The following is a 17,813-nucleotide window of genomic DNA, read 5'->3' as shown; positions in this document are numbered from 1 at the left end:
CTATCTGGTCCCTTTACAGGAACAAATAACCGGAAACCATCAATAAATAAGTTCTTAATTAGAATAACTCAGATAGGAAATTGGAGCTACTGAGAAGTAACGGAGCCCTTTGCCACATATAACATTTTCTCACAATTCAGTTACACTTTTTTCTCAATAGGGGATAAAATTAACAAGTCACTTGAATAATCCACATTAAAATCATGCTTTTTGGAAGCCTGAACAAAATGAACAAAATCTGAAAAATGAACGGATTTTTTTAAGGTTGAGTAATGCAATCAATACAAAAATTACTTTATCATCTGCGCGCGCTCTTTTCAATAATATGATAAAGCAGAACAAATTGGCCCTATATCTTGCTGTAATAGAAACAAGCCTTTTAAACCTTTTTGAACGCTTTATGCATGTATCATCTATGCTTATGGCATGCTTCATCCAGGCTGTATCTATGCCTTTTGCCAGGCTTTAGAATAGCTTTGGCACGTTCAACTGCTACCACTACATGTGTAGGTTAGCCGTTTTAGCAAGCTGTAACAAGTAATTTATCAGAACTGTTCTTTTCAAGAGACCATTACTATTTCCTGGTGATTGGGCAGTTTTCGCACGAGAACTTTTATTGTAAAAATTCAGCTACAATCCAATATTCAAATACACTTCACTATATTTGCGTAATCAGTTACATAATCAAGAACACAAAAATAGAATAGATGAGTTTTTTTGATACCGTGGGCAAAATGGCTATAGGCAGCCGGCTTCGTTTATTAACAGATAAGATAACAGAAGATGCAGCGCAGATTTATAAGCTGTACAATGTAGACATGCAACCTAAGTGGTTTCCAGTGTTTTACCAGCTATCGCAGCAGGAAGGGCAAACCATTACGGCTATTGCCAAAGACATAGGCCACTCCCACCCTTCTGTCAGCAAGATTATCAGTGAAATGGCAGCACATGGGTTGGTAAAAGAAAAAAAGGATAAAAGTGATGGCCGAAGGAATATGGTAAGTCTTTCTGCCAAAGGGAAGGAAATTGTCACAAAAATTCAGCACCAGTATACTGATGTGAACAATGCCATTGAGGAATTACAGGCTAACACACGCAATAACCTGTGGAAGGCTATTGAAGAATGGGAGTTTTTGCTGCAACAGCAATCACTATTGCAACGGGTACAACAGCAGAAAAAACAACGCGAAAGCCAGGATGTGGAAATAGTGCCTTTCCAGCTCCAATATCAGCAGGCTTTTAAAAACCTGAATGAAGAATGGATAAGCACTTATTTTACTATGGAAGCGGCTGATTATAAAGCACTGGACAACCCTAAGGCCTATATCCTGGATAAGGGTGGTTATATATTAGTAGCCTTATATAAAGGGGAACCCGCTGGTGTTTGTGCATTAATAAAAATGGATGACCCTGAATACGACTTTGAAATGGCCAAGATGGCCGTATCGCCACGCATGCAGGGTAAACATATAGGCTGGCTGTTGGGACAGGCTATTGTAGCCAAAGCGAAAGAAGCGGGTGCCCGGAAAATTTACCTGGAAAGTAATACCATATTAAAACCGGCGGTAAACCTTTACTACAAAATGGGGTTTTCTAAAGTAATAGGTCATGCATCGCCCTATGAACGCTGTAATATCCAGATGGAGCTGGATATTCAATAGTTTACAATAAGCAGATACGGCTCCAGCTTAATTCTTTTTCATTAATGAAAGACAATAAAGTTAAGTTCACTCCTACCAGTCCGTTTAACAGGTCGTTTTCTTTGGATTGGTAGGTTCCGTGCTGTAGTTCTTCTTCCAGGAAGTCCATTGTTTTTTCCATCCACAAACGGTAACCGTTTTCGTAGGCCGGCAATGGTCTTAATTTGTGTAAGGTTTTATATAACTGGGCAACACCTGCTGCTCCATAATAAAAACTGCCATCGGTACACAAGGTTTCTTCTTCTTTTACACGCATTAAGGAAGAGGTACCTACAATGTCGGCCACCTGCAAATAAATATTATTGCTTAAGGTGTCGGCAGCATTATACAACAGCAGGGCCCCGTTTAAATCACCGCCATTCCAGGCCAGACGGTTACTATAGGTACGCTGATGTGTTACGCTGTTTACCGATTCGGGGAAGAATGAGTATTTTTTGCTTTCGTTATCTACATCCTGTTTTACCTGCAGTAAATAATTAATGCCTTTGGTAATGGACATGTAATTGCGATCGATGCTGATGCCGCGCTCTAATGCCTGCAACAGGATAAGCAGGTAGGCGTGTTGACCGTTAGCAAGGCTAAAGTCAATTTCGTGCCTGTTATCGCCATTGGCATTCCTGATCCAGAAACGGTGTAGGTTTTGCACAGCTGCGGCGTCAATATCTTCCAGCAGCAACTCTATGTGCTTTTGCTTACGTGTGTAAAACGAGGTGTTTAAAAAGCAGAACAGGATACCAAACGAACCGTTGAGAAATCCGTTGGTGTCGCTGGCCACCAGATGACGCGCGTATTGAAAACAGTAGTCTTCAATTAAATCTCTTTTTCCGCCGTACTCTACGTAACGACCGCGTTTTTCGTGCATATCGGCCAGGTACAGCAAAGTGCTTAAGCCTTTTGCCAGTCCCGGATTCATGCGGCGTATAGTTTGCTCGTTCACTGTTGCAAACGCATCGGCCAGTAGTGCATCAACCTTGCTGCCATACTCTTCACTTACAGTAGCTTCGTACAAAGCACTGTAGTAAAGGATGATATCTGTATCAGGTAATGTTCTGGTGTGCGTTAGCCCGTTAAAGAGTATGGCCTCATCTGTTTTTTCAAACAAGTGTAAAGCCCTTGATTTTAGCATGTCAGTGTAATTCGTGTGTGCATCAATATCCTGCGAAACATATAAATTAGCGATTCCCTTCATGTTATAGATTTATATAGTACAAATCTAAAAAGGGTTGCTATACGTTTTCAGAGCATTATGTGAAACTACCTTTACTGCATGCCAAATGAGTACTCTTACCTAATCGCCCATCAATTTGCTCTTCATTTTATCCATAAAAGCCTGCTTGTAAGTGTTGCTTAACGGTACACGATCGTTGGTGTCTTTTAACACCAGGTCGCCGTTTTCAATAGTGGTGATTTGTCTTAATGCTACAATATAAGATTTGTGTACCCGCATGAAATGACTGGCTGGTAAGCGTTCTTCCACTTCTTTGAGGGTGAGATAAGCCAGAATTCTTTCTTTGCCGCGATGAAAGGCAACGTAGTTACTCATGCCTTCTACAAAGTCAATATCATCGAGGTTTATTTTTATCATTTTGCCTTTTTGCTCGGCCTTTACAAAAATATAGTCGTCGGGTATGGCATCGGATGCTACTACTGATTGCGATAATATAGCGTTGCTTACGCGCTGTACGGCTTTTACAAAACGACTAAAGGCTACCGGCTTCATCAGATAGTCTACGGCATCCAGTTCGTAGCTGGTTACGGCAAATTCGGAGAAAGCGGTACAGAACACCACTTTTACAGAAGGCCCTAATATTTTCATTACGTCTATACCTCCCATTTCATCCATCTGTATATCCAGGAACACCACATCGGCTTTGTGCTGCTGCACCAGTTCTATACCGGTTAAAGGGTTAGTGGCCGTGCCTACCAGCTGAAGGTTGGGCATTTTTTTAACGTACATTTCAATTACATTGATAGCCAACTGCTCATCATCAATAATTACGCACTTAATCATCGCGTTACTTTTTTATAGTCAGTTCAAAAGTATAGGAATCGGTGGCATTTTGGGCCTGTATCTCGTACCTGTTTTTAAAACTCAGGTCCAGCCGTTTGCTCAGGTTGCTTAAACCAATATTATGAGAAGGCAGCTCCAGGGATGGAATGGCCTTTTTCTTATTATGACAATAGAAATAGATGCGGTCTTCCAGCAAACAAACCCTTATAAGCAAAGGACGGCTGGCATCTTTTAAATCGCCGTATTTAAAGGCGTTTTCTACAATGGTGATGATGGATAAAGGCGGCAGTGCATGACCATTCATCTCTCCTTCTACGGTAAGCTGAATTTGCAGCGCCCCGGAAAAACGAACCTGGTGAATATCTATTAAGGTTTGCAGATGCTGCAGTTCGTTTTTAATACTCACTTTGCCATCGGTGGCTTCAAAACTTTCCATGGCATAACGCATTAGCTGAGATAGCTTCATGATGTTATCGGCCAGCTCCTGAGAATGCATCAGGGCCTGTGAAAACAATACGTTGAGTGTGTTATGTAAAAAGTGGGGATTGATTTGTGAGCGCAGGAAGGCATATTCCAGTTCCAGCTTTTCCTGCTGAATTTTTAGTTCCTGTTGTTTCAGTAAAGCGTTTTCCAGCTCCTGTTGCTTTTTTTCGCGCTCCAGTTCAAACTTCTCTTCCTGCAGGTAACGCAGGCTGCGTTCGCGGCGGGAAGCGGCTCCTACCATAAAGTACAGCAGTGCGTAGATAAAATACTGCATGTAGCCGGTAAAAGCGGTTTGCACATACATTTTCCAGTTTTGCGAATCGAACAGTACTATACCAGCCAGTGTAAGCAGTTTATAGCTGTACAGATATCCCAGGCTCACCATGCCCAACATAGAGAAAAACAGGATAACGATGCCGGCGAGTATGCCTGTTTTTTTAAACAGGTTAAAGCAGCCAAGGCTTACATAAAAGGACAGGCAAAATGGTAAAAGGTGGGCAAGAACTACGCTGACTCGGATATTAGGATTGGTATAGGTGTTTACTATATAAATGTATAATACATACAACGTCCAAACCCCTACGTGCGGTAAAACCCTTTTAACAAGACTTTTTTTTGTTGCTCCGGAAACGACCATAATTTTTAATCAAGAAGGATAAACTGTAACATCTGGATAAATATAATGTAAAATAAAGATAAACAGTTTTATCCTGCTTAATTATTCAATCAGGATGCCTGCACAAAAACTCGGTTAGCATACAGTTGTTCAAAAACACGGGTGTTTACTGTTTCGCTGTGTACAGGCTTTGAAAAAGAAGTATACAATAACTGGTAGATATCATGATTAACCCGGTAGGATGTATATGTCTTCTTATTAAACAAATACAATTCTTCGCCAATATTAAAAAAGCCAAACCTGCTCTTGTTCAGCTGAAAAGAACCCGTAGCAGGTTGGCCTGGCTGGGGGGCTGAATCTACTGCCACCATACTGTTGCAATCAACATTCCTGTGTAAGTACATCCAACATTCCCATTGTTCCGGATACCGCTTTAACAGCGGCGTAAAAAAATTATAAATAGCTTGTGTGGCAGCTGTTGCATATGCTCTTCTGTTTTGTTGAATATCGGGATAAACAGGTGAGCCAAAGCGCAACCTGATATCGTTAGTAGCCTGCCGGTAGCAGACTGCTGTTACCACCGGCACATTGGCCAGGTGGGCCAGATAACAAACGCCGCTTCGTGCATAGATGCTACCTCCTAAAAAATCAATCTTACATCTGTTCTCGTTCCGGAAACTATCATCTCCAGCGCCGGTATTTCCGTCTATATACACTAAAAGGCTTTTGCCTTTTTTTAACTCCCGTAACATTTTCAAAGCGGCATCTGGTTTCTGCGCTTCAATAAGGGTAAGACTTTCGCCCCCCTGCTGCTGGTATACACCGGCAAACATTTCCTGAAACCCATCGCCCTCACCACTGGCTATGTGATTGGCCATTACTATGGCAAAGGGAACCTGGTGATAAGCTAAAAAATGATTCAGCAACCGGTTACTGCCCATATGAAAGGTGCAAATAATACAAGGTCCCTGCTGCATCAGTTGCATAGCCTGCTGAAATTCTCCTTCCAGTTGCAGGGCTTGCACCAGTGCCGGGTGATTGCTGTCCAACGCGCTTAGTTTTTGATGATACAACAGATCTTTAAAAAACTGTTCGTGTGCATCGGCTTCTATTTCAGGTAGAAAATTGAGCAGGTTGGCACTTACAAAGTTAAAAGTTCTGTTGAGCGTATCATCTGCGCCTATACCACCTTCAGGCAATATGCCATCCAGCAGCTGGCTGCACTGTGCCAGGTATTTTTCTTCGCTCATTACCTAATAGTTTAGACAAATGAATAAAATGAAACACCAGCATCCACAAAGTCACTACTGTAGAAACAGCAGTAATAATACCAGGCAGTGTAATGGGGATGTACAACCAGCTCCCCTGCTGCAATGTGCTTACCAAAGCACGGGTATTTCGAATAATTAAAACAACCACTTCTGCATACACAAATAACCAGAAAAACACATTGGTTACTGTATAAAAGATTAAAACAAGGGGAAGGGATCCTTTTAGTTGCCGCCACTTACCAATACCTGAAAATAACAGGTCTGTTGCCAAAGCCGTTGACCTGCTTTTAAGGTTGGGGATATTGAAATAGTCGCTGAACACCCAATATCCATCGTAACGGAAAAAAGGAACTAAAGAACAAACAATACTTACAGTGTTGGTGATTATAAGTATACGCAGAAGCGGCTGGTAAATATGATTACTATAAGCGACGATACAAATAAGGTTAACAAGCAATTGGAAATATATGCCGCCCATATTTACCACATTACGCCTGGCAGCCGGCAGTTGCCAGATACCCGACACATTTGCATAAAACACAGGAAATACAAAATAAAAACCAAAACCTATTTCGCGGGGCTGCACGCCATACTTCCACGAGGCGGTAGCATGCCCCAGCTCATGCCACAGGCATATAAACAAAAAGATCCCATAAACCAATATTATGTTACCAACAGCTAGCTGGCTTACAGACTGGTTCCATAGGTTAGCAAAGGAATACAAATGTTGATTGTAAAAGAAAAAAAGGCTCACAACTACGGCTACAACAAATAAAACCGGAAACACAATACGATGAAAAAGTAAAGCAGACAATATGCGATACAGCCCTGTGAATGCACCTTCCGGAACAATGGTAATTTTGCCCGACACATACTCATCGGCCGGATCGCCGGCTTTGTTAGTAGCACTAACAGTGGCCAGCGCCGTTGTAATATGCGTTTCGATGGTTGCTGCATTAAAAGAGGCGTTTTTATACAGGATACTCATTTCTGAAGCAATAGCTTCGCTGGAATACCCTTTCTTATAATGCAGTAATACCTGGTACAAAAAGGCATTTATCTGGTACATGCCACCTGAATTATTAAGCAACAAGTACCTCTCCGCATTATTCTCCGCAATTATTTTCAATTCATACTCCATGCTTCCTTCGTTGGGGGTGTAAAAGGTTTATATAAGGCAGTTCTTTTTATCAGCAAAGAACCGCCACTATATAACTTCTTAGGTGTTTTTCATTGAAAAAGCAACGGCTAAACCCAAATGGTGCTAAATACATAGGTAATCAACGGCGTGCTGGTATAATCGATCAAACTAAACTCCTCTGATAACAGTGGTATCTCCGGTGTAAACTTTATTAGTAGTTAATTCCAGTCTTGGTTCCAGTAATTCAATCTGAATAGGCATATCGAATATGCTGATTTCTGACTGGCTGGCCACTTCAACTTTTGCTGAAGCTATGTTGTTGGTAGTAGTAATATTTTCCATGACTTGGATTTTTTGAATATTATCCGCTTACTCTTTTGAAGGTTTTCAGCATTTTCCCTTTTCCTAAATTCTTATGGCCAGTAAGGAATTTCAGGTATTTTACTGGAGAGATTATGTGTTCCAGATTTGTAAAACGAATATCCAAAAAGTGGAAAGAGGATAAAAAACTGTTATGTGAAATGGCATTTGCACAATGCAAAAGTGTTAGAATTACCCTAAACAGGTTAATAATAGCCCTGTCAACCACAAAACGCAATTGCTAACCTGTTGTGGAACAGGTGCTTTATTTTTTACAAATTCCCGTTTTTTTTTGGCAACGATGAACCGCCATTTGGCGTTTTTTACAAAAAACGGCCCCCTGTTTAGCCGGTTTATTGCAAAAAAATGGCCCGCATGGGCCATTTTTGAAAAATTTATATATAAAACGTATTTAATAAACTTTTTACTCAGCTAACTGTACCAGGCAACGTTCATTTTTAATGACTTCCATCATTTCTTTTTGCTCCACTTCCGATTTGATGCGCACTTCTTCGTTTCGGTAGTATTTTTTCAGTTCTTTTTTATGCAATGCCTCATAAAAACGACGCACTTCGTTGTGGTTGGTTAATAACAGGCCGGGTACCGGGGTAGGCTTGTGATCTTCGTCCATAGCCACCATGGTAAAATAGCTGGTGTTGGTATGTTTCACTACCTGCGTTTTAAAATTTTCGGCCATTACCCGAATACCCACTACGATACTTGATTTGCCTACATAGTTTACAGATGCGTACAGGGTAACCAGCTCGCCCACTTCGGCAGGTGCGAGAAAATCGACCGTTTCGATAGAAGCAGTGACACAATATGCCCCGGCATGTTTTACGGCGCACACATAAGCAGTTTTATCCATTAGAGACAAAATATGGCCACCATGAATTTTACCACCAAAATTTGAATAAGAGGGAATCATCAATTCTGCAATAACAGTAGCGGAGTCAGATACGGGCTTAAAATTATCCATACTAAAACACAATTGGTTGAAAAGGAAGGCCAAGGTAAGTAATTATTCCGCAATACCCAGCACCGTCCATTCATCCACCACATCCCAGAATGGCAAATGACATTCAGGCTCTTCCTGTGAATACCAAAGCATTGCTTCCCGGGCAGTATCTTCTTTTTCCAGGTCCAGCACCAGGTAATCGCCCATGCCGTTTTTGAAAAAACCATAGGAAGTATTCAGGTTCATTTCCAGTGGAGGTTCCATTTCTTCCAGGATTTCCCACTCCTGATCGCCCAATTTTACCAGGAATTGCAAGGGTACCAGGCCCATATTGCCGCTGGAGGAGTAATAAAAGCCGTTGTGCATCATTTCGTAAAACCGTTGCAGGCCAGGTGGAACTTTGTGCCAGTTATCCTGCAAATACTGATCGCGGACGGTTAAATCGGGAAAACGGCCCTCGTAATAATACATAGAGCCTGTTTTATTGCGAATGGCATATAATAATGACAACTCTCCTTTATTTAACAGCAGGTACACTTCTATTAAATGCCGTTTGAGATAGGTAATTACCCGTACAAATTCCTTCCCGCAGGCGGCATCCCATAAAGCCAGTAGTTTCTCTTTTCTTTTGTCGCTGTCTTCTTCTGATAAAATGTCCAGCCATCTTACAGAAATATGCTCTTTTTGTAAAGTATCTTCCCTGTTAACAGAAATAATTTCTATTTCAAGTCTAAACTTGCGCAGGTATTCAAGTATATCCATCATAGCAAAATCAATCAGTGATTATCCTATTAAATTACAACAATTCTCTCTCATAGTTGGGACACTGGTGTTAAGATTTCTGCACATTTTTATTTTCTAAATATATATAAGTAATTACCTTCCAATGGATATCCCCTGTTTCCGGGAGAAGCAGTCGTATTTATTCTACCCCACCCTTCCGGTTTTATGCTACAGTTGAGACTATATTATTATACCTGTAATTCGCATATAAACGCGATTAATAACTAAAAAAATGCTTCTATACTATCAGAATGCTTTTTTATTCTGTTAATTTTCTATTACGGCAACCTTATTAAACCATTAAGTCACTTACCCACCGACACAAGCTATAATGAGCCTGGATAGTTTTGCGGGCAAATCACTACTATGACCCCATTATCCATGATCAACCGGTGCATTGCAGGGCTATTGCTTTTGCTAAGCACCCTACCTGCGCTGGCGCAATCCAGCGGTTCGGGACTCAGTGGCTTTGTGTTTGAAGAAGACAACAAAGCTGCCGAAGGTGCCACCATTACTATTAAGAACACGACCACCGGCTTTACTACGGCCACTTCCACTAACAAAAAAGGCTATTTTACATTGGCAGATGTACCCGTAGGTACTTATGATATTGAAGTAAGTGCTGTGGGCTACCAGACTATCTTGTTAAAGAACAATGCGTTAAACCTGGGCGACAGGCTGGTGCTACATAAGATTGTTTTGAACAAAACAGCCAATGAAATAGCCGAGGTAAAAGTACAAAGCAGCAGCTTCCGTAACTCGGTAGACCGCCTGGGTGCTTCTACTGCTGTGAGTGGCAAAGCTTTGCAGAAAATTCCGGTGGCTACGCGTAACTACACCGACCTGATGTATTTATCGCCTTTGGCCAATGGCGCTTCGCTGGCAGGGGCAAAAGCAGGTGGCACAGGTTATATGTTGGATGGTGTAAGTAACCGTCGCGCTACTTTTGGCGGAGTTACAGATGCAGCCTTTTCTATTTCATCTGAAACCATTCGCGAGTTTGAAATTTCTACCAACTCGTATGATGTAACCAACGGACGTGGTTCGGGTGGGGTGGTGAAAGCCATTACTAAATCGGGCACCAACACCTTCCAGGGTTCGGCATGGAGTTATTATGGCGCCAACTCATTGGCGGCTAAAAAAGATGTGAATGGTAACAAGCTTACCAATAAATATGAGATTTTACAAACAGGCGCTTTGTTAAGCGGTCCTATTATAAAAGATAAATTGCATTTTTTGGTGTCGTTTGACCGTTACAGTAATACAATCCCCTTCCGTGCCTATGATTTTATTTATTCAGGCGGTAACCAGTTACAAGGTGAGAAAAACCTGAATATTTCTCAGGCCAAACTGGATCAGGTCGTATCCATTATGCAAAAACAAATGGGCTTTCCGGTTGGCCAGGAATATGGCACTATTAGCATTAAGCAGGAAACCATTAACGCATTTGCCAAGTTTGACTGGAACCTGAACAAGAAAAACCTGCTGACTTTAAAGTATAACTACCTGCATTTTGTGGATCCCAATAAGCTGAAATCGGGCGGTCTGCTATCTACTCAATATACCGGTGTAGAAATTGACAACGGCGTGATGCTGGGTTTAAGAACGGAATTCAACAACCGCTTAACCAACGATCTTAAAATTAACTTCAGTACCTACCGAAAATTCCTGAACTATAAATACAATAAGGTTCCAGAAGGATTTGTGAACGTGAATGACACATTAAGCGATGGTACTAAAACAAGCACTACCGTTGCTTTTGGTAACCAGAACTGGGTACCGGAAAGGGATGCTTCGGATGTGATACAGATTTCGGATAACCTGCGTTATAAAACCGGTAACCTTAACTGGGTATTTGGTACAGACAATAACATTAACCGTATCAGTGACCGCTTATACCACGATCAGCCGGGTGCCTTCTATTATAACTCTATAGTGGACATGGCCAACAACAATCCTTACCGCTTTAACCGTAAAATTCCTTTGAAGGGCGGTAATAACATGGTGAACGTTCCTTTAATTGAAGTAGGCGTTTATGCGCAAATGGAAACTAACCTGAAGCCTAACCTGAACCTGACCGTGGGTTTACGCTGGGATGCCAACATAGTAGCGGGTAAGCCTACCTACAATGCACAACTGGAGCAGGATTTGGGTGTAAGAACGGATGTGGTTCCGTTTGATGCTAAAAACATTCAGCCCCGTGTGAACCTGATATGGGACTTACATAATAATGGTAAGGATGTGTTTAAATTTGGCGCTGGCTTGTTTGCATCTGAGTTAACCACCCAACCAATTACTTTTGCGCACATTGATAACGGTGTAGACTTCCGCCAGATTGATATCCGTTCTAATGTGCCTACTCCAGACTGGAAGGCTTATCAAAATGACGCGAGCCTGGTACCTGGTGTAGATTATTATAATTCACTGACCACCAAGCAACCTGCTACGGTGCTGGTACTGGATAAGAACCTGAAAAACCCGCTGACTTTTAAAACCAACGTAAGCTTTTACCATTATATAAATGACTGGCTACGTGTAGGCGCTAACGTTTATTATAACACTACCTGGGATAACTTCTACATGTATGATATGAATTTGAAACGTACCCCGGAATTTGTTACCAATGAAGGCCGTGAAGTATATGTGCCAGCCAGCACGCTTACTGGTACTTCTTCTACTACTTACCTGCCTGTGTTGGCTAACTCGCGTATCTCTTCCAACTTTAACCAGGTGCGAATGTTTACGAATGCGAAGTGGAATTCTAAATACCTGGGTGCTATGATTGAAACACAGGCACAAATTCAGAAGGATGGTTATTTTAGTTTGTCGTATGCGAGAGGTAAAGCCACTGGTGCGCTTCCTTACGATAACGGTGACCCACGTAATGCCAACTTCAGCGTAGCTTCTTCTTATTCTGGTTACGCCAATTATGGAAGTGGCTGGTATAGCGATGGCGATCAGAAGCACAAACTGGTAGCCTTGTTTTTAAGTCCTTCTTTCTACGGCTTTACTATCAGCTCTTCTTTCCAGGCTTATCAGAATGCGCGCTTTACGGCTTATGTAAACAAAGATGTGATTGGTGAAAGCAACGATGGCACCAACCTGGCCTATGTATTTGACCCTAATGACGCAAAAACTCCTGATAACATCCGTACAGGTATGTTAAAGCTGCTGGAAACCACCAGCCCGGAATACCGTAAATACCTGCAGGATAACATGGGTAAGTTTGCTTCTTATAATGGAGGTTTAATGCCATGGCGTACTCAGTGGAATATGAGCATTGCCAAAGAGTTTAAAATATACAAAACGCAGAAAATTGCTTTCCGTTGCGATATTTTCAACGTGCTGAACCTGCTTAATTACAAGTGGGGTGGCTACTCAACCATTACCAATACCAACCTGTATAACGTAACTGGTTTTGATCAGGCCACGAAGTCGTTTACTTATAATGTAAACTCCAGTGCTGGCGCCAGATCTAAAACAGCCAGCTACTACTCTGTGCAGTTTGGTGTGAAGTATTCATTTTAATATCTTACTGATTTTATGTAGAAGGGTGTCCCGGAAAACCGGGATACCCTTTTTTAATATATAGCAATAATGCAAACAAATAACACATCTCTTTATATGAGACTACATTTCCTGTTTTGGGAAAAGCAAGCTACTTCAGCGACACCGTTGTTGTTGATTTGACTTACAATCCACCAAAAAACATAATAATATACCTTAATCATAAGGCATTCTGATATTACATTTTACTATTTATTAATCAATTCTATTATAGATACAGCATTGGAATTCTGAATTAGTACATCTACTGTTAATAAATATTCATTAAACATTATGACTTATCGAAGTCTGCTGCTATATTGCCCCCGTTTTAATCCACTTTAATACCAATCGAATTAACCATGAATCAAGTAAACATCCGGGAGCATCCACGCATCTCCAAAAGCTTGCTATGTCTATCTTTCACTAAAATCCCAATTCACAACGCGCTATGAGAAAAATCAATGTAATGACAATTTTGTTGCTGGCATCGGCAACGGCCATCCTTTTTGTATCCTGTAGTGGCACTGGCCAACCCACTGATGGAAGCGACAGTACGCATCCCAAACCTCCTGATGATTCAGGAAAAGTGCAAACGACATTAAGTTCTGTATTGCCTTATGACGTTTCACTGCCGCCGCAGAATGAGCGAGTGCTGGAAACTACTGTCAGACGTGGGTTTGACAACTTTTCGTGGCATTCTTTTATTGCACTTTGCTGGAACCCCGAAGGAGGATTGATTGGTGAACATGGCGACAATGCTACTGTATGGGAAACCTGGAAATACAACTACGAGGTGTTCCTGGACAGTGGACAAAAGCCTTCGCCCTGGAACCAGCTTCTGGTAAAGAAAGACAAATCCTTGTTTCAAACCGGTAAAACACCGCCTGACATGAGAGCTATTTTCCAGCCTTTTCTTACAGGTCCATTGATTGACCAGAACGGGCAGTACGCCCGATTTGAAATTGCCATAAATAAGGAGATGTTTGAGTATATTGACAACAATACACTGTATAACATTGAAGGGCAGAGAAAATTTAAAGACACCCTGCGTTTTCCTTCAGGCGATAGTGCTAAAAAGACTTATGGCGCCATTATGGTAAAAGCGGCCTGGAAAATATTGGGTAAAGGGGATGATAGCACCAAATTTCACCGGAGGATGGCCACTATTCACACACCTGTTACCACCGCCCAAGGCACCAGAGATAGCACTTATGAAGCGCTGGTAGGACTTGTAGGGTTGCACATTGGCACCAAAACAGAAGTATCTCCACAATGGATATGGTCCACCTTTGAGCATGTAGATAATGTGCCGGATTATGGCAAAGCAGTAGCTGGTAAACAGTATAATTTTTATAATATAGCAGCTGGCGAGAAGCGCCTGAACCAAGTACCTTCGCAGCCATGGAACCCAGGAAAGCCAGGACAAACACCCAGCCAAATAGCACGATTAACTCCTATAGACTCCGGCACTCAGGCTTTGAATGATTCTATACGTGCCTTGCTGGTAGCCATTAATCCTAAAAGTGTTTGGCAATACTATACGCTGGTAGGTACACAATGGCCCGTTCATCCTTCTGCCAGTGACACCGGTGATCCTTTCCCTTTATACATGGCTAACTGTACACTGGAAACCTATGACCAGGGCAGCATTCAAGGCGGTAAAATTGTATACACCCCTAATGTTACTTCCAGTTGCATCAATTGCCATAACGGCGCTACTACCTGGGGCGGTGCTCCTTCTGACTTCACCTTTATTCTAAAAACGGCCAAAGCCGAAAAGAAATAATTCCTCTTACCTATTAAACGTATTTGTGTATGAATATGACATTTGATCAGTTCATCGGGCTTTCTGCTGCCCTAACCGGCTACTCTGCCAGTGATTTACATCCATCGCGGGATACCCAAAAGGTAGGTGATGCTTTGTATGCAGAGCTAAGTCTTGCATCTAATGAGATACCTGTTGCCCAGCTGGATGCGCTAACTGCTGCCTGGAATAAGATAGCCGATACACCCGCTTCTGATATGGAAGCAGCGGTACAAAAAGACATTATTAACAACCTTACTATTACCAGGCTGGCGCAAAACATCATTTACATGTGGTTCCTGGGTATATGGTACGACCTGAGAAAAAATCCGGCTGTCTACTTTACAGACGGGACTGTAAGTAAAGACCATGTAATATCTGCCCTGGCTTATACCAATGGACTGGTATGGGGTGAAATGGGTGCGCATCCTATGGGATTCAGCAATGGCACTTATGGCTATTGGTCGCAAAAACCAACACTTCCCAAAATAGGTTAAACCAGATCAATCACTAACAAAATGCTTAACAATGAGTGAAACAAAACAATATGATGTAGTAATTGTAGGTGGCGGCTGGTGTGGTAGCGCCCTGGCTTACAAGTTGAGTGCTAAAGGCAAAAAAGTGCTGGTGCTGGAAGCAGGCATTGCTATTAATGGGTTAACCACTGATGATGACGGCCCTGAGCCTGGCAACCGGGAAGAGTTTATGCAAACCTTCTATATGTCGATGGCTAAAACTCCTGAATCGCCTTACGAGCAAAACTATAATGCTCCGCGACCTTCCGTACTGGACATTACAACTGCAGAAAAAAGACCTCCCCAGGCAAACTGCAACGATAATCCTAAACAATCTATTGATAAAGGATATTTTATTCAAACAGGTAAGATGCCATTTGGTAGCACCTATGAACGCAGAGGTGGTGGCACCTCCTGGCACTGGTTAGGCACAAGCCTTCGCATGATGCCTAATGATTTTAAAATGTTTACTCAATACCAAAAAGCTGTTGATTGGCCTTTTGACTATGATGCACTGAAAGACTATTATGAAGAAGCGGAGTTTGAAATAGGGGTATCAGCAGATGTAAACGAACAAAATATACACGGCATTACTTTTACGGACGGCTATGTGTATCCTATGGCCAAAATACCTCCTACCATACTGGATGATTGTATCAGCAAAGCGCTCAAAGACAATAAGGTGACCATTGAAGGAATGCAACTGGAAGTTACGGGAACACCAGCCGGAAGAAACGGCGTTCCTAACCAGTTAAAAGACGGCAGCTACTATGATAATGGCCGCCGCCAATGCCAGGGTAATACTAACTGCACGCCCATCTGCCCTATTCAGGCAAAGTATGATGCCACTATTACTATGGCTAAAGCATTGATGACAGGTAATGTTGACATTATTTACCAGGCGGTGGCCAGTAAGGTTATCCTGGACGACGCTCATCAGCTGGTAACAGGTATAGAATATATTACCTATCAGGAGATTGGTGGCAAAGGAGACGCACCAAAAATTGCCAAAGGAACGAAGTATATAATAGCCGCTCATGCTATTGAAGCGGCCAAATTGCTGCTGATGTCTAACACACAAAAGAAAGAGGGTGTTGCCAACACCCATGGCCATGTTGGCAGAAACCTGATGGATCACCCTATGCACCTGGCCTGGGGTCTGATGCCTGAGCCCGTATATCCATTCAGAGGCCCTTTATCCACCTCTGGTATTGAAACCGTTCGTGATGGTATATTCAGAAAAGAAAGGGCTGCATACCGCATTGAAATAGGTAACGAAGGCTGGAACTGGCCTGCCGGCGCTCCCTATAACCAGATGAATGCGATGATAAGTCCTGTATCTGATAAGGATCATCCTAACGTTATTACTCCTGGTATCTTTGGTAATGCCCTTCGCAAAAAAATACAGGCCGATTTCACAAGACAATTCCGTATTGGCTTCCTGATAGAACAATTGCCTGATTTCAATAACTACATTAAACCTTCTGACACCTGCAAAGACAACCTGGGTATACCACGACCTGAAATTTGTTATGATCTGGACGATTATACTAAGAAAGGCTTTAAGGCAGCAGCGGATGCTACCAATATCATATTTGGTGCATTGGGGGTTACACCTGTTAAAGCCCCACCTTTGGGAGATGGCGGAATATTTACAGATAATAGTGGTGCTACCTATTACGCACAAGGAGCAGGGCATGTAATGGGCACACACAGAATGGGCAATAACCCGGAAACATCTGTTACCGATGGCGATATGAAATGCCATGATCATGACAACCTGTACCTGGTGGGATGTGGCTCGTTCCCTACTACAGCCACACCAAACCCATCGCTTACCATGATGGCACTTGCTTTTAAAGCTGCTGATGCTATTCTTAAAACTTTTATTCCCGAAAAAAATGTAACCAATGAACAAAAGCAGCTTGCCTAAAATGATGCACAGCACGTATTTCACACTGCCCATGGGCAGCACACCGGGAATGCGTACCAGCTATATGCAGGCCTGCCAGGCCTATTTATCTAAATCGGATGGTATGTTACAGTTTTGGATTGCCAATCTGGCCGAAGACATGTTTCGGCTGGAGAACGACCGGAACTTTCATATAGCCATGAACCAGATTTTTGAAGATGAAAATGCCTTCAAAAAATACAATGCCAACGACACTGATCACAGCCAGTTTGTGACAGAGATTGACCGTTGGACGCCTGGCACCGGAAGAAGAGTATATGATTCTTTTTTAAAAGAATTAATATATGGTAAGGAAAATACCCCACCTGCCCCCGGAGCGCCACCACGATTAATGCACAGTATCTATTTTTCGTTAACAGACAAGTCGGATGAAGCTGTTACAAAATTCATCAACATCTGCATTCAATACTTATCCAACCATCCCGGGTTATGTGTATTTGCTATAGGTGTGCTGGCTAATATGAAAAGAGATGTTTCTATTGCTAATTACGATGTAGCCATGAACATTCTCTGGAAATCGAAGAATGATTACAGTAACTACCTGGCCAGTGAACAACATAATCAGTTTTTTCCGGCCACCAAGGGTATGATTGCTGATACCTATGTTTTTGATTCTTATGTTATGGAACCTTCCATCAAAGGAAAATAAA

General features: G+C 42.1%; 14 protein-coding genes. 6 read left to right on the top strand and 8 right to left on the bottom strand.

Annotation, left to right across the window (positions count from 1 at the left end; all coding sequences use genetic code 11):
* The first annotated feature begins 707 nt into the window (after window positions 1–707).
* On the top strand, window positions 708–1,661 hold the full coding sequence (locus FLA_RS09265; RefSeq protein ID WP_076382785.1) for a bifunctional helix-turn-helix transcriptional regulator/GNAT family N-acetyltransferase: 954 nt from the start codon (window positions 708–710) through the stop codon (window positions 1,659–1,661).
* Window position 1,662: 1 nt separating this feature from the next.
* Here the strand turns inward: FLA_RS09265 and FLA_RS09260 are convergent, their stop codons facing one another.
* The 8 genes from FLA_RS09260 to FLA_RS09230 form a co-directional block, all read right to left on the bottom strand.
* Complete coding sequence (locus FLA_RS09260; protein ID WP_076382786.1) at window positions 1,663–2,889, bottom strand: lanthionine synthetase LanC family protein; 1,227 nt, start codon at window positions 2,887–2,889, stop codon at window positions 1,663–1,665.
* A gap of 99 nt (window positions 2,890–2,988) precedes the next feature.
* Window positions 2,989–3,711: a LytR/AlgR family response regulator transcription factor gene (locus FLA_RS09255; protein WP_076382787.1), complete on the bottom strand. Its 723-nt coding sequence runs from the start codon at window positions 3,709–3,711 to the stop codon at window positions 2,989–2,991.
* 4 nt (window positions 3,712–3,715) lie between these two features.
* Window positions 3,716–4,831 carry a sensor histidine kinase gene (locus FLA_RS09250; protein WP_084206569.1) on the bottom strand — a complete coding sequence of 372 codons (1,116 nt, stop codon included), beginning with the start codon at window positions 4,829–4,831 and terminating at the stop codon, window positions 3,716–3,718.
* 89 nt (window positions 4,832–4,920) lie between these two features.
* Window positions 4,921–6,060 (bottom strand): LpxL/LpxP family acyltransferase, encoded by a 1,140-nt coding sequence (locus FLA_RS09245; protein WP_076382789.1) that lies wholly within the window; start codon window positions 6,058–6,060, stop codon window positions 4,921–4,923.
* The gene (locus FLA_RS09240; protein WP_076382790.1) at window positions 6,002–7,222 is read right to left on the bottom strand and encodes a hypothetical protein; all 1,221 of its coding nucleotides are present in this window, start codon (window positions 7,220–7,222) and stop codon (window positions 6,002–6,004) included. The genes FLA_RS09245 and FLA_RS09240 overlap by 59 nt, the downstream gene beginning before the upstream one ends.
* A 168-nt stretch (window positions 7,223–7,390) precedes the next feature.
* Complete coding sequence (locus tag FLA_RS31440; RefSeq protein ID WP_159445204.1) at window positions 7,391–7,564, bottom strand: hypothetical protein; 174 nt, start codon at window positions 7,562–7,564, stop codon at window positions 7,391–7,393.
* A gap of 442 nt (window positions 7,565–8,006) precedes the next feature.
* Window positions 8,007–8,561 (bottom strand): acyl-CoA thioesterase, encoded by a 555-nt coding sequence (locus tag FLA_RS09235; RefSeq protein ID WP_076382791.1) that lies wholly within the window; start codon window positions 8,559–8,561, stop codon window positions 8,007–8,009.
* Window positions 8,562–8,603: 42 nt separating this feature from the next.
* Window positions 8,604–9,305, bottom strand: coding sequence for a hypothetical protein (locus FLA_RS09230; RefSeq protein WP_076382792.1), 702 nt, complete (start codon window positions 9,303–9,305; stop codon window positions 8,604–8,606).
* Between the two features lie 384 nt (window positions 9,306–9,689).
* On the opposite strand from FLA_RS09230, the gene FLA_RS09225 reads away from it, so the two are divergent.
* The 5 genes from FLA_RS09225 to FLA_RS09205 all read left to right on the top strand — a co-directional run bounded on the left by FLA_RS09225 (window position 9,690) and on the right by FLA_RS09205 (window position 17,812).
* Complete coding sequence (locus FLA_RS09225) at window positions 9,690–12,851, top strand: TonB-dependent receptor (protein WP_084206570.1); 3,162 nt, start codon at window positions 9,690–9,692, stop codon at window positions 12,849–12,851.
* A 487-nt stretch (window positions 12,852–13,338) separates the two neighbouring features.
* On the top strand, window positions 13,339–14,658 hold the full coding sequence (locus FLA_RS09220; protein ID WP_084206571.1) for a hypothetical protein: 1,320 nt from the start codon (window positions 13,339–13,341) through the stop codon (window positions 14,656–14,658).
* Between the two features lie 29 nt (window positions 14,659–14,687).
* Window positions 14,688–15,173, top strand: coding sequence for a sugar dehydrogenase complex small subunit (locus FLA_RS09215; RefSeq protein WP_144264208.1), 486 nt, complete (start codon window positions 14,688–14,690; stop codon window positions 15,171–15,173).
* A 31-nt stretch (window positions 15,174–15,204) separates the two neighbouring features.
* The gene (locus FLA_RS09210; RefSeq protein ID WP_076382795.1) at window positions 15,205–17,124 is read left to right on the top strand and encodes a GMC family oxidoreductase; all 1,920 of its coding nucleotides are present in this window, start codon (window positions 15,205–15,207) and stop codon (window positions 17,122–17,124) included.
* Window positions 17,102–17,812, top strand: coding sequence for a Dabb family protein (locus tag FLA_RS09205; RefSeq protein ID WP_076382796.1), 711 nt, complete (start codon window positions 17,102–17,104; stop codon window positions 17,810–17,812). Before FLA_RS09210 ends, FLA_RS09205 begins: the two co-directional genes overlap by 23 nt.
* The last annotated feature ends 1 nt before the right edge of the window (window position 17,813 follow it).

This window comes from Filimonas lacunae (genome assembly GCF_002355595.1).
In the GTDB taxonomy this organism is placed as follows: domain Bacteria; phylum Bacteroidota; class Bacteroidia; order Chitinophagales; family Chitinophagaceae; genus Filimonas; species Filimonas lacunae.
This window is presented reverse-complemented; position numbering and strand designations above follow the sequence as displayed.

Excerpts from the sequence above, each read along its gene's own strand:
- FLA_RS09265 (WP_076382785.1), top strand. The coding sequence starts at position 708 with ATGAGTTTTTTTGATACCGTGGGCAAAATGGCTATAGGCAGCCGGCTT.
- FLA_RS09260 (WP_076382786.1), bottom strand. The coding sequence starts at position 2,889 with ATGAAGGGAATCGCTAATTTATATGTTTCGCAGGATATTGATGCACAC.
- FLA_RS09255 (WP_076382787.1), bottom strand. The coding sequence starts at position 3,711 with ATGATTAAGTGCGTAATTATTGATGATGAGCAGTTGGCTATCAATGTA.
- FLA_RS09250 (WP_084206569.1), bottom strand. The coding sequence starts at position 4,831 with ATGGTCGTTTCCGGAGCAACAAAAAAAAGTCTTGTTAAAAGGGTTTTA.
- FLA_RS09245 (WP_076382789.1), bottom strand. The coding sequence starts at position 6,060 with ATGAGCGAAGAAAAATACCTGGCACAGTGCAGCCAGCTGCTGGATGGC.
- FLA_RS09240 (WP_076382790.1), bottom strand. The coding sequence starts at position 7,222 with ATGGAGTATGAATTGAAAATAATTGCGGAGAATAATGCGGAGAGGTAC.
- FLA_RS31440 (WP_159445204.1), bottom strand. The coding sequence starts at position 7,564 with ATGGAAAATATTACTACTACCAACAACATAGCTTCAGCAAAAGTTGAA.
- FLA_RS09235 (WP_076382791.1), bottom strand. The coding sequence starts at position 8,561 with ATGGATAATTTTAAGCCCGTATCTGACTCCGCTACTGTTATTGCAGAA.
- FLA_RS09230 (WP_076382792.1), bottom strand. The coding sequence starts at position 9,305 with ATGATGGATATACTTGAATACCTGCGCAAGTTTAGACTTGAAATAGAA.
- FLA_RS09225 (WP_084206570.1), top strand. The coding sequence starts at position 9,690 with ATGACCCCATTATCCATGATCAACCGGTGCATTGCAGGGCTATTGCTT.
- FLA_RS09220 (WP_084206571.1), top strand. The coding sequence starts at position 13,339 with ATGACAATTTTGTTGCTGGCATCGGCAACGGCCATCCTTTTTGTATCC.
- FLA_RS09215 (WP_144264208.1), top strand. The coding sequence starts at position 14,688 with ATGAATATGACATTTGATCAGTTCATCGGGCTTTCTGCTGCCCTAACC.
- FLA_RS09210 (WP_076382795.1), top strand. The coding sequence starts at position 15,205 with ATGAGTGAAACAAAACAATATGATGTAGTAATTGTAGGTGGCGGCTGG.
- FLA_RS09205 (WP_076382796.1), top strand. The coding sequence starts at position 17,102 with ATGAACAAAAGCAGCTTGCCTAAAATGATGCACAGCACGTATTTCACA.